The sequence below is a fragment of the Citricoccus alkalitolerans genome, from assembly GCF_039528175.1.
Lineage (GTDB): Bacteria > Actinomycetota > Actinomycetes > Actinomycetales > Micrococcaceae > Citricoccus > Citricoccus alkalitolerans.
Genome location: NZ_BAAALH010000001.1, coordinates 851,554 through 862,882, shown reverse-complemented (window position 1 = coordinate 862,882; position 11,329 = coordinate 851,554). Strand labels below are relative to the sequence as shown.

Below are 11,329 nucleotides of genomic sequence, written 5' to 3'. Positions count from 1 at the left end.
GATCATGATGCTGGGACACGATAAACACCACCACCGCAGAATGTGGACGTCTTCCTCCCTTCGGTTGCCTGTGCAGGAAGGGGCACGCACCGCGGATCTGGCCATCCGGCGTCGTGCGTTTCTACACTCAGGGCAACCACCAGCGTCCGACTGCTGAGCACACAGCCCAGAACCAGGATGTACCTATGCCTTCCACGACAGATTCCCCCACCGGCGAGCCGCTTCACAGGCGCAGGCCTCAACGACTCAGGGTCCAGAATTTCTTCGTCTCGCGGGACGGCATCGCCGCAGGGGAAGACCAGAGCCTGGAACGCCCCTTCGGCCACGTGGACCCGGGCCCCCTGACCCGGTGGGCGGGGGCCACGGACAGCTGGCCCAATCGGACGGATCCCGGCGGCTCCCGGGGCGTGGACGACCACATCGTCCGCGACTTCACCCACAACATCGGGTCCGAGATCATGGGCAGTCACAAGTTCAGTCCGTTCCGGGGCCCTTGGACGAACGAGGACTGGAAGGGCTGGTGGGGTGATGATCCGCCGTTCCGCACTCCGGTGTTTGTGCTGACGCACCACCTGCGCCCGTCCTTCTCGCTCAGCGACACGACGTTCCATTTCCTCGATGCCAGCCCGTCCGAGGCGCTGAGGATCGCCATGGACGCCGCCCAGGGCAAGGATGTCCGTCTCGGTGGCGGTGTGACGACGGTGCTGGAGTTCCTTGAAGCGGACCTCGTGGATGACCTGCACATCGCCGTGGCGCCCCATGACATCGGTTCAGGACTGCGGCTGTGGTCCAGTCCGACGGACTTCGAGGACCGCTTCCATCATGAGAGTGTCCTGAGCCCCAGTGGGATGGAGCATCACTTCTTCTGGCGTTGAGCCGTGGCCTCGGCGTCGAGAACCGCGAGCAGATGCCGGTTGCGCTGCCGGATCAGCCGGCGGAGGTAGGGCACCAGGATCAGCCTTTCGGCCAGGCGGCCGAAGAGGGGCGACGTCACGGTGATCGTATCCGTCATGGTGCTCGCACTCTGGGCGGTTCCGGCCGTCACGAGTCCAGCTCCGGCTGATCCGTGGACCTCGCTCGAGAAGTCGGGGACATGGCGGAAGGAGCGGAAGGGGCCGGTGATCTGCTCGTCGACGAACCGGCGGGGACGGTCATGCTCAGTGATCTGTGAGGTCATGGTGAACCAGATCCCGAAGTGCCGGGCCCGCCAGGTGACCGTCTCACCGAGACCGATCTGTCCCGAGGTCACGCCATCGATGGCCTGTTCGCCGGAGTCGGCCATCGATCCGAGATGCTCATCGATATTCAGGGAGAGATCGAAGAGCATCTCGGTCGCGTGCATCGAAGGGGTCACCACCGTGAATGTGCTCGTCATGGTCCGATCGTCGCACGTCCTGACCCCCGCGGAGGGCAAGTGGCTCAGACGATGTCACCGGGGGTCGGCAGCAACTCCCAGGTCTCCGGATGCGGCACGGGGACCGGTCGATGGATGGATCTGACACCTGCCCGCGAGAACGCGCCAGCGGAGGCAGATCGGTTTCCGCCCGTCGCCGAGGCACCCTCCGGAACTCCCACCGGGCCGCGCACCTTGACCGGCCAGGCGCCGGTGTCATGGTGCGGGATGTCGGGAAGTCGCGCATTGGCCCCCGCCGCCTGACGTGAGCCGCCGGTGTCCTGCTGTTGGGCGGCTGACGAGGCAGCAGGGCCCCACGGCACCGGAGCAGCTGGCGCATTCGCCCGATTCCGGTCCCGGCGCAGCCAGGCACGCCATTCCTCCCGCGTGCCCTCCAGGTAGTCCGGATCAGGCAGGGCCTCGGGCCGGTGCAAGTCCCAGGCACGAATGGCCTGCAGGCTGATGGCCTTGGGGCCGGTCCGACGCGTGGTGCCCTCGATCAGCATCAGCCGGGCAGAGAACAGCATCTCACCGGTCTCATACTGGGCCTCCGTGAAGAATGAGGCATCCACGCAACCCGTTCCATCGTCCACGGAGATGAACACCGCCCGTTTGCCGCTGCGCATGGGCGGGGTCTGCGTCGCCACCCGCACTCCGGCCACCAGCACCCGTGACTGCGACCGCAACCCGAGCAGATCTTCCGCTGCTGTCACCCCGAGCGCCTCCAGGTACGGCCGGTGTGACTCCATCAAATGGGCGGTCGTGTCCATGGCGGTCAGATCAAGCTCAGTCCGCACCCGTTGGTCCCTACTCGGCTCCGGGAACATCGGCACGATCGCCGCCGCCTCGGTATCGGGCAACTCCAGGGAGAGCTGACCGTCGACCTGGCGCCCCCCGGACCGCTTCCTCCGCCCTGAGGGCCCTTCCACTTGCCCTCCGTGCTGCAGTTCCAGATGGTGCACCAGGTCCGTGCGCGAGGCGCCACCCGGCGGAAGGAGGCAGTCCAGGGCACCGAGCTGCGCCAGCCGTTCGAAGTTCCTCCGGGTCGGACGGGCCCGGTCCCGTACATCGGCCAGCGAGGCATAGGGCTGCCCCGCCACGATCCTCTTGATCTCCGTCTCGCTCAGTCCGGACAGCGCGTTCAGTGCGAGCCGGATCCCCCAGCGCCCCGCGGTATTCCTCGATCCGACGCCGGCCGGCCGGTTCCCAGCGGCCGGCACCTTCTCTGGGAAGGGCGCGGCGCCGGCGTCGGGAATCTCTGGATGACCGGGCACCCACTCGAGCCTGAACCGATCAGTGGAGGCATTGATGTCCACGGGCAGCACCGGGATGCCCATGCGGCGGGCCTCGGCGATCATCAGTCGGCGGGGGTACATGCCGGGATCGTGCTCGAAGATCCCGGCCAGGAACGCCTCGGGGTGGTGGGTCTTGAGCCACGCCGAGTGGTAGGTGGGAACGGCGAACGCGGCACCGTGAGCCTTGCAGAAGCCGAAGGAGCCGAAGGCGTGCAGCGTCCCCCAGACCTCGTCGACGACCTTCGGTGGGTAGCCCTTCGCCAGCGCCGTCGACCTGAAGAACTCTTCCACCACCCCTTCTTGTGGACCACCGATCTGACGGCGGAACTCATCGGCCTTCGCGAGCCCGCAGTCGGTCATCACGTCGAAGGTCCGCAGCACCTGTTCATGGAACACCGTCACCCCGTGCGTCTCGGCCAGCACGGGTTCCAGGTCCGGGTGAGGATACCGGGCCTGAGAGAAACCGTGGCGCTGCTCAAGGAAGGGCCGCACCATGTCCGACTGCATGGGACCGGGCCGGAACAACGAGATGTCGATGGTCAGGTCATTGAATTCCACGGGCGCCATCTTCCCGATCAGCTCACGCTGGCCCGGTGATTCGATCTGGAAGATGCCCAGGGTATGCGTGGTCCGGATCAGTTCGAAGGTCGACTCGTCGTCGAGGGGCACCTGCTCGAGGTCCACCGTCCTCCCCGTGGTCCGCTCGATCTCGGCCAGCGTGTAGGCGATGGTCGACTGCATCCTCACTCCGAGCACGTCGAGCTTGAGCATGCCCATGGGGTCCATGTCGTGCTTGTCGAACTGACTCATCGGCAGGTTGATCCCGGAGGGCTGCAGCGGCGTCCGGTCCAGCAGGGTGGTGTCTCCGAGGATCACCCCGCACGGGTGCATGGCGATGTGCCGTGGCAGCCGGTCCAGTCGCTCGGTGAGGTCCACCAGCAGGTCCAATTGCTCTTGTCCGGCGGCCCGGCCTGACTCGACCTGTTCCGCGAAACCGCGCAACTCCGGCATCCGGTCCATGGCCTCGCGGAAGCTCGATGCCGAGAACCGCCACAGTTGTTTGGCGATCGTGTCCACCTGCCCCGGTTCCATGCCGAGTGCCATCCCGGCGTCACGCACCGCTCCTCGGGCGCGGTAACCGTTCTGCATGCTCATGAGCGTGGTGCGTTCAGCCCCGAAACGCTCGAACATCGCATGGTAGACATCGTGCCGGCGGGCCGATTCCACGTCGATGTCGATGTCCGGCAGGGTCGAGCGGTCGTTGGAGAGGAAACGTTCAAAGATCAGCTCGTGCTGCATGGGGTCCACGTTTGAGATCCGCAACAGGTAATTGACCAACGACGAGGCCCCGGATCCACGTGCCGAGACCCGCACTCCCATCTTCTCGATCATCTCCACCACCTCGGCCACGGTCAGGAAGTAGCTGGCGAAGCCGAGCCGGTTGATGATGCCCAGCTCATGTTCCAACCGCTTCTCCAGGTCCTGGCCTGCTGTCGACGACGCAAAACGGGTGCCGGTATAGAGGTCCGGAAAGCGGTCGCCGACCCTGTCGAGAGTGCGGTTCCACAGTTCGCTGACCGGGTCCCCGGTGATCCCGATGACCGAGGCCTCCGGTACGGTGGGCTGCCTCCAGCCCAGGTCCGGACCGGGGTCCATGCGGCAGACATCGGCCAGGGCATAGGTGTCATCCAACAGGGCCGTGACCCCCTCAGCACTGCCGCCGGCCCGCCCGTCCGTCCCGGACCCCGCCGCCTCGCAGATCTCCAGGGCGATCCGGTGCATGGACTCCGCGGGCTTCAGCCAGCCCTGCCCGTTGGGCTGCAGGTCGGTGAGGGCCTCGAGGGAGCTCAGGGCCCGGGCGGCGTCCAGGACGTCCGCGGTGGCGGCCCCGTCCGGGGTCGCATAGCGCACCGCGTTGGTCAGCACCGCTGGCACCTTGACCTCCCGGGCGGCACGCAACATCTTCACGGCGTGGGCGGCTGACAGCTTCTCCCCCGGCGCAGAGAGATGGCAGACCACCTCCACCCGCAGGGATCCGGTGGGCAGTGCGGCCTTCCACTGGCGCAACAGCGCCCGGCCGGCCGTGTACTTACGCGCGGCCATCAGCCGTCCGACGTCGGATCCCGGCCCCAGCAGCACGAACAGTTCCGGCGGGGCACCGTGGTGCCTGCCGGCGGACCACTCAGCCAGTTCGGCCATCGTGACGTACGGCGTTCCCCCGGCAGAGCCACCCGTGGTGTGGGCATGCGCTGCCGAGATGAGTCGGACCAGCGCTCGGTATCCCGTGCCCTGTGTGCCGCCTCGGGCCAGCACGACCACCCGGCCAGCGGGATTCGACCGTTGCTTGCCCCAGGTCACCGCGAGGTCCACCCCGATCACCGGGTCCAGCCCCTGCTCCAGGCAGGCGCTGACATGCTTGACCGTGCCGTAGAGCCCGTCCCGGTCAGTGCAGGCCAGCACCTCCGCGCCGTCCGCGGCGGCGGCTGTAGCCAGCTCAGCGGGCCAGGACACCCCGTAATGGGAACTGAAGGCACTGGCCACGTGCAGATGCGGAAAGCCCGGGGTAGCGCCCATCAAGCACTCTCCTTGAGGCGCACGGCGGCGCCGTCATGGATGCGGACCAACCGCCAGCGGCCGGAGTCGACATGGTGGGAGAGATCCAAGGTCAGCAAGGGTGCGTTGCGTGCCTTCTCCAGGCGCACCTGGACCCGCCAGACCTCGTGGTCCACCAGACCGGCACCACGGCCCCGCTCTGCCCGGCGTTCCTCGGTCCACCACTTGCGCCGCTCGTACCAGCGCACCGGCTCGGCCGCCAGTGCGTAGATACGGCCGTTCCATTCCAGGCGCTCCGGCGCCCCTGCCGTGGTGCATCCAACGGCGACCGATTGAGTGAAGATTCCCATGGGACGTGATTCCTGCCCTGTTCTCGTCGTGACTTCTCATGCCGTTCTTCCGCCCTCCGGCACGTGGCCGGCGGGTTCGTCCGGAAGCAGCCCGGGCCGGCGTCGTGCCCTGCCGTCTGGGAAGGAACGGCGGACCCGAAACCGGGGCTGTCCGGTGGGGCGGTGGGAAGTGAAACGGCCGACGGGAAGGACCGGCCGCACCCCACCATGGTATTCGAACATGTGTTCTAAAACCAAGAATGAGGCTAGGGCAGAGCCCGGACACGATAGGGATCCGGGGCGGGGTCAGTGCCCGAATCCGGGGCTGACATGGGCCCGGCGGATGTAGAACGGAGCCTGGCTAGAGCCGGAACATCAAAGCCGTCAGAGCAGGGATTCCAGGGGTTCGATGAGCTCCGGACCATTATTGCGGACGTTGCCGACAGCAGTGCCCACCTCATCAAGAGTCCAGGCGGACGCGGTCCGATAGGCCTGCTCGCGCACCTGAGCCACCAGAGCCTCGGCCGCCTCCGCGGATGGGAGCTTCACGGGGTCCAGCCAGGCGTCCAGGGAGTCTCGGTCCAGGGGCAGCGGGAGCCGGTCGTGCAGTCCACCCAGCTGCTCCAGGATGCCGAGCCCCGCCTGGTTCACACCGCCCCTCCGGGCCGACTCGAGATCAGCGGCGTCCGGCGAGGGCCCCGTGAGGATGGTGCAGCTCAGCAGCCACCGTCCCGGATCACCCTCCGGCATGGATTCGTCCCTCCACCACTCGTAGAGTCCCGCGAAGTAGGTCGGCGAGCCGTCTGCGGAGTGGACGTAGAAGGGACGCTTCTTCGCAGACTTGGGTGCGCCCATGTCCGGCTTGAGCCATTCGTAATAGCCGTCCACGGGGACGGCACAGCGGCGGGCCTTCACCGCGGAGCGGAACGTCGGCTTCTCCGTGACGGATTCAGACCGCGCGTTGAAAGCTCTCGAGCCGACGGACAGGTCCTTGGCCCACGGCGGGACCAGGCCCCACCGGGCCACGTGGATCTCCCGGCGCGTTCCAGCCTCGGAGCCCGACGTCGGCACGGCACGTTCCAGCACCACGGCCACGTCATCGGTGGGCGCCACATTCCAATTCGGTGGCAACACCAGTTCCTCGTCGACGTCCGCACCCGAGTCCGCCACCAGGTCTCCGATGGCCCTGGCCATCACATACCGTCCACACATGGCTTCAGTCTGCCGCAATCCCTCATCGGACGGTCAACCGCCGTGGATCAACCTCCAACGATCAATCTTCGACGAACGGGCTGCCGCAGGCCCAGCCCTCGGGGTTCTCATGGCAGTCGTCGGCGACGTTCTTGGACTGCGACCGCCAGATGTCCGCAGTGACCGCTTCACTCGGGATCTCGGCGGTGCCCGGGATCGCGATCCAGGGACCATCGTTGACAGAGAATTGGCCCCGGTAGGACGTCGTCAGCCCCACGGGGTACTGACCGGTGTCCTCATAGACGTGGCTGGTGGTGGTCTCTTGATTGAACTCCACCTGTGGCCCACCCGGGTACGGATTCGACAGTTGCTCCGAGCCGTCCCCGTAGTCCCAGGTCCACTGCACCGGCACTGCCTGAATCGCCACCTGCTGACCCAGCATCGTGGTGTTTAGCGTCTGGTTTTCCTCAGTCGCGAAGAAGTTGGTGTTCCCACGGATCAGGCCGAAGCCCCCGGAATCAGACTCAATCTTCGAGGGGGCAATATCTAAGGCACGGAAATCGGACAACGTCACCACCGGCATCGGCGGAGCATCCGGGGTCCCGGAAGCGGGGTCCGATACAACCGGTCCGGCGGGATCCGAACAATACGGTGAGCCAACCCGCTCGATAGCAGGAAGGTTATTCGCCGGGTACTGTGCCTGAATCACCCATTGGCTTCCTTCGTCTCCACAGACAATCGAGGCTGCTTCAAAACAATCGAGTTGCCCAGTACCACCCAAGGTAAAGCAATAAGGCTGCGTAATGGATATGATTCGCTTCGGGTCCAATGGTTCTTGACTCTCGGACGATTGATCTACTAGAGAGCCCACACGTTCACTTCCCGGCGACCCAGCACCTGTATTCAGGTCTGATTCCTCAGTGGTTTCCGACGAAACCGTGACATCGACAGTGTTCTCTCCCGTATTCGCATGGATGTCGTCCCAGTTCTTAGTTACCGTGACAGCTACGCCTGACGAAGGAGCAACCCCAAGCGGCAGTGTGAGAATAAAGGAAACAACCAACACGGCAAGTAGTGGAAGCCGAAATCTCTCCATTGTCACGAACCTTCGACTGACAGTTCATCGATCCGCCAGACCTCAGACTCTTCGTCAAACGTCGCCGATCCAGTCCAGGGAATGTCCTTAGATCCAGTCGAGCTCGCATCTTCGACGCGGGTTCCATCTGGCTGGAAAACTTCGCCGGGCTCCTCTGATGTGAAGAAGATGAAGGTGCCACCAACATCGTCAACACTTGCTACGCGGACATCGATGTCGGCAGCGCCCACCATGGCCCAACCTCCCTCCCCATACACCCAGGTCCAGTCCTCAATAAGGTCTTGGCATGCGATGCAGTCGTCGTTGGAAACATCCCCCATAGGGCTGGAGTCGCCAGTGGCTTTAAGAAAATGCTCGGTTTCCCACCAGTATTCGACTGCGGCTTCAAGCCCTTCTTGAGTGGGTTGCTTTGCCGCTTCGGGCGTCTCGGGCACCGGCACGTTCTTGGCTGGCGAAGTCTCGGTGGCCGGCTCGTACGATCCCGATGCGGACGAACTTGGCGACGCACTCGAAGATCCCTCGGGTGAGGCAGGTTCACTCGACACCGACGAAGCACTCGGCGCAGCGGAGGCCGACTGCTCCTCTCCCCCATCACCGGAACAACCGGCCAACACCAAACCCACGGCCACCACACCGGCCAGGCCAGCCAGTCGGACAGGACGATTCACCGGATCGGTCATGCAGACCCCTCCCTCAAGGCCACAGGGCCACCGACCACGAACCCGAAAACCACATCGCGCATGATCCCCAGATGAGGCAGTACGCCGTCCCCACGGCTTGCCAACATTCACCAACTCTGCAGCCCAGACAGATCCCGCCCATCCAGCACTGCCCCACAGTCTAAACAGACCCCCATGAACCACGTCACAGATATCCACAACACAAATCCGAAGGCTTCGGATACGTCTCACAGGGAACGTGCCACCCACACCGCGTCAGATGTGATGGGATGGGTTCGAAACCATTCACGAGTCGGAGCCCTGCCCCACCGCGGGCCCCGGAAGGAGCAGCACCGTGCCCCAGAAGGTCCAGGCGGTCGTCGCCACGGCGAAGGACGCCCCCGTCAGCATCGAGACCATCGTCATTCCGGATCCGGGTCCGGGTGAAGCCGTCGTCGACATCCTCACCTGCGGTGTGTGTCACACCGACCTGCACTATGTCCAGGGCGGCATCGGTGACAACTACCCCTATCTGCTCGGCCACGAGGCAACCGGCATCGTGTCCCAGATCGGTGAGGGCGTCACGGACGTGACCGTCGGTGACAAGGTCATCCTCAACTGGCGGGCTGTCTGCGGCGAGTGCCGCGCCTGCAAAAAGGGGCAGCTCCAGTACTGCTTCAACACCCACAACGCCACCCAGAAGATGACCCTTGAGGACGGCACCGAACTGGACCCGGCCCTGGGCATCGGCGCCTTCGCCGAGAAGACCCTGGTCGCCGCCGGCCAGTGCACCAAGGTCGAGGGTGTCTCCGACGAGCAGAACGCCGCCGCCGGGCTACTCGGCTGCGGCATCATGGCCGGCATCGGTGCCGCCATCAACACCGGTGAGGTCAAGCGTGGCGAGTCCGTTGCCGTCATCGGCTGCGGCGGTGTCGGCACGGCCGCCATCGCCGGCGCCAAACTGGCCGGGGCCACCACCATCATCGCCGTGGACCTGGACCAACGGAAGCTGGACAAGGCCGTCGAGCTCGGAGCCACCCACACGGTCAACTCCAAGGAGCAGGATGCCGTGGAGGCCATCCAGGCCCTCACCGGAGGCTTCGGCGCCGATCTCGTCATCGACGCCGTCGGCCGCCCCGAGACCTACAAGCAAGCCTTCTACGCCCGCGACCTCGCCGGACGCGTCGTCCTCGTCGGCGTCCCGACGCCGGAGATGCAGCTGGAACTGCCCCTGCTGGACGTCTTCGGCCGCGGCGGATCCCTGAAGTCCTCCTGGTACGGGGACTGCCTGCCGTCCCGCGACTTCCAGATGCTGGTCGACCAGTACAACCTGGGCCGCCTCGACCTGGATGCCTTCGTCACCGAGACCATCGGTCTCGGCGACGTCGAGGCCGCCTTCGCCAAGATGCACTCCGGTGACGTCCTCCGCTCGGTGGTGGTGCTCTGATGGCTCGCATCAACAAGATCGTCACCTCCGGCACCTTCTCCCTGGACGGGGGCACCTGGGAGGTGGACAACAACGTGTGGATTGTCGGCGACGACGAGACCTGCGTGGTCATCGATCCCGCCCACGACGCCCTGGAGGTGCAGAAGGCCGTCAACGGACGCCAGGTCCTGGCCATCCTGCTGACCCATGGACACGACGACCACATCCGCGCCGTCCAGGTGTTCCGCTCCCTCGTGGACGCCCCCGTGCTGCTGCACGAGGCCGACCGGATGCTGTGGGACACCGTCTACCCGGATCAGGCCCCTGACGGCACCATCGCCGACGGCGAGGCGTTCACCGTGGCGGGCATCCAGCTCACCGCACTGCACACCCCGGGGCACTCCCCCGGCTCGGTCTGCTTCCACTCACCGGAACTGGTCAGCGAGTCCGGCACCCAGGGCGTCGTCTTCTCCGGCGACACCCTCTTCCAGGGCGGACCGGGTGCCACGGGGCGGTCTTATTCGGACTTCGGTACCATCGTGGAGTCGATCGAGAACCGGCTGTTGACGCTGCCGGATGAGACCACGGTCTATACCGGCCACGGGGACTCCACCACGATCGGCGCCGAAGCCCCGCACCTGCAGGAGTGGATCGACCGCGGTCACTGACCGCCGGGCCGGTTTCCCATCAGGCGCCTTCAGTCTCCGACGGGAACACCGACTCTGTGAGTGCCGCATCATCCGAGCACCCTTCCGGGGGCCTCGTCCTCTTGGGCGGGGCCTCCGGTTCGGGAAAGTCCTATCTGGCCCGCACCTACGGCCGTCCGCACCTGCTGTTGGACTCCTTCTACCGGGAGATCTCCGAGGATCAGAAGGGTGACCCGGAGTACTCGTTCCCCCGCACCGCCTACGGTGAGATCGATTGGGACCACCCGCTGACGTGGAATGCACGCGCCGCCGTGGACGCGATCATCGAACTTCGGGAGACCGGCCGCACCCGCGTGCCCGACTACTCCATCACCACGTCCTCCATCACCGGCTACGTGGACCTCGAGTTGGCCGGAGGACCGATCGTCGCAGAGGGCATCTTCGCTGCAGAGCTCCCCCGCATCCTCACCCGGCTCGGTGTCGACTTCCAGGCCTGGTACATCGACCAGCAACGGCTCACGACGGCGGCCCGCCGGTTGGCGCGCGACCTCGCGGAACGCCGGAAGCCGGTCCCCTTCCTCATCCAGCGGGGCTGGTCCCTCCTCCGCAGGGAACGGGAGATCCGCGACCACTATCTGGATGCCGGCTTCACCCCGGTGCCGAAGCGCGAGCTGCATCGGCGTCTCGCAGCGCGCTGACGGCGCGGCGCCAACGCACCCGCAGACCGCCACAGCGCCGGC

The 11,329-nt window shown here is 65.8% G+C and carries 10 protein-coding genes; 4 read left to right on the top strand and 6 right to left on the bottom strand.

The window, feature by feature from the left end; all coding sequences use genetic code 11:
• Positions 1-185: 185 nt before the first annotated feature.
• Positions 186-875 carry a dihydrofolate reductase family protein gene (locus ABD134_RS03845; RefSeq protein WP_344226859.1) on the top strand — a complete coding sequence of 230 codons (690 nt, stop codon included), beginning with the start codon at positions 186-188 and terminating at the stop codon, positions 873-875.
• On the opposite strand, the gene ABD134_RS03840 is transcribed toward ABD134_RS03845, so the two are convergent.
• From ABD134_RS03840 to ABD134_RS03815, 6 genes are all read right to left on the bottom strand, one after another.
• The gene (locus ABD134_RS03840) at positions 857-1,375 is read right to left on the bottom strand and encodes an SRPBCC family protein (RefSeq protein WP_344226857.1); all 519 of its coding nucleotides are present in this window, start codon (positions 1,373-1,375) and stop codon (positions 857-859) included. The two genes, ABD134_RS03845 and ABD134_RS03840, sit on opposite strands and share 19 nt — an antisense overlap.
• 44 nt (positions 1,376-1,419) lie before the next feature.
• Positions 1,420-5,262: a DNA polymerase III subunit alpha gene (locus ABD134_RS03835; protein WP_344226855.1), complete on the bottom strand. Its 3,843-nt coding sequence runs from the start codon at positions 5,260-5,262 to the stop codon at positions 1,420-1,422.
• The gene (locus tag ABD134_RS03830; protein ID WP_344226853.1) at positions 5,262-5,591 is read right to left on the bottom strand and encodes a DUF6504 family protein; all 330 of its coding nucleotides are present in this window, start codon (positions 5,589-5,591) and stop codon (positions 5,262-5,264) included. The genes ABD134_RS03835 and ABD134_RS03830 overlap by 1 nt, the downstream gene beginning before the upstream one ends.
• Positions 5,592-5,954: 363 nt before the next feature.
• Positions 5,955-6,782, bottom strand: a complete 828-nt coding sequence (locus ABD134_RS03825; RefSeq protein WP_344226851.1) for an SOS response-associated peptidase — start codon at positions 6,780-6,782, stop codon at positions 5,955-5,957.
• A gap of 61 nt (positions 6,783-6,843) precedes the next feature.
• Entirely contained in the window at positions 6,844-7,827 is a 984-nt protein-coding gene (locus ABD134_RS03820) for a PKD domain-containing protein (RefSeq protein ID WP_344226849.1), read from the bottom strand.
• Between the two features lie 32 nt (positions 7,828-7,859).
• The gene (locus ABD134_RS03815; RefSeq protein ID WP_344226847.1) at positions 7,860-8,537 is read right to left on the bottom strand and encodes a DUF6318 family protein; all 678 of its coding nucleotides are present in this window, start codon (positions 8,535-8,537) and stop codon (positions 7,860-7,862) included.
• A gap of 334 nt (positions 8,538-8,871) precedes the next feature.
• Here ABD134_RS03815 and ABD134_RS03810 point away from each other — a divergent pair, with 334 nt between their 5' ends.
• From ABD134_RS03810 to ABD134_RS03800, 3 genes are read left to right on the top strand one after another with little or no spacing between them, the layout of a single operon-like run.
• The gene (locus tag ABD134_RS03810; protein ID WP_344226845.1) at positions 8,872-9,963 is read left to right on the top strand and encodes an S-(hydroxymethyl)mycothiol dehydrogenase; all 1,092 of its coding nucleotides are present in this window, start codon (positions 8,872-8,874) and stop codon (positions 9,961-9,963) included.
• On the top strand, positions 9,963-10,610 hold the full coding sequence (locus ABD134_RS03805) for an MBL fold metallo-hydrolase (protein ID WP_344226844.1): 648 nt from the start codon (positions 9,963-9,965) through the stop codon (positions 10,608-10,610). Before ABD134_RS03810 ends, ABD134_RS03805 begins: the two co-directional genes overlap by 1 nt.
• Before the next feature lie 56 nt (positions 10,611-10,666).
• The gene (locus ABD134_RS03800; protein ID WP_344226842.1) at positions 10,667-11,287 is read left to right on the top strand and encodes a uridine kinase; all 621 of its coding nucleotides are present in this window, start codon (positions 10,667-10,669) and stop codon (positions 11,285-11,287) included.
• Positions 11,288-11,329: the final 42 nt, after the last annotated feature.

Bases quoted from the DNA above. Each gene is read 5' to 3' on its own strand.
- ABD134_RS03840 (WP_344226857.1), bottom strand. From the start codon at position 1,375: ATGACGAGCACATTCACGGTGGTGACCCCTTCGATGCACGCGACCGAG.
- ABD134_RS03805 (WP_344226844.1), top strand. From the start codon at position 9,963: ATGGCTCGCATCAACAAGATCGTCACCTCCGGCACCTTCTCCCTGGAC.
- ABD134_RS03830 (WP_344226853.1), bottom strand. From the start codon at position 5,591: ATGGGAATCTTCACTCAATCGGTCGCCGTTGGATGCACCACGGCAGGG.
- ABD134_RS03835 (WP_344226855.1), bottom strand. From the start codon at position 5,262: ATGGGCGCTACCCCGGGCTTTCCGCATCTGCACGTGGCCAGTGCCTTC.
- ABD134_RS03825 (WP_344226851.1), bottom strand. From the start codon at position 6,782: ATGTGTGGACGGTATGTGATGGCCAGGGCCATCGGAGACCTGGTGGCG.
- ABD134_RS03845 (WP_344226859.1), top strand. From the start codon at position 186: ATGCCTTCCACGACAGATTCCCCCACCGGCGAGCCGCTTCACAGGCGC.
- ABD134_RS03815 (WP_344226847.1), bottom strand. From the start codon at position 8,537: ATGACCGATCCGGTGAATCGTCCTGTCCGACTGGCTGGCCTGGCCGGT.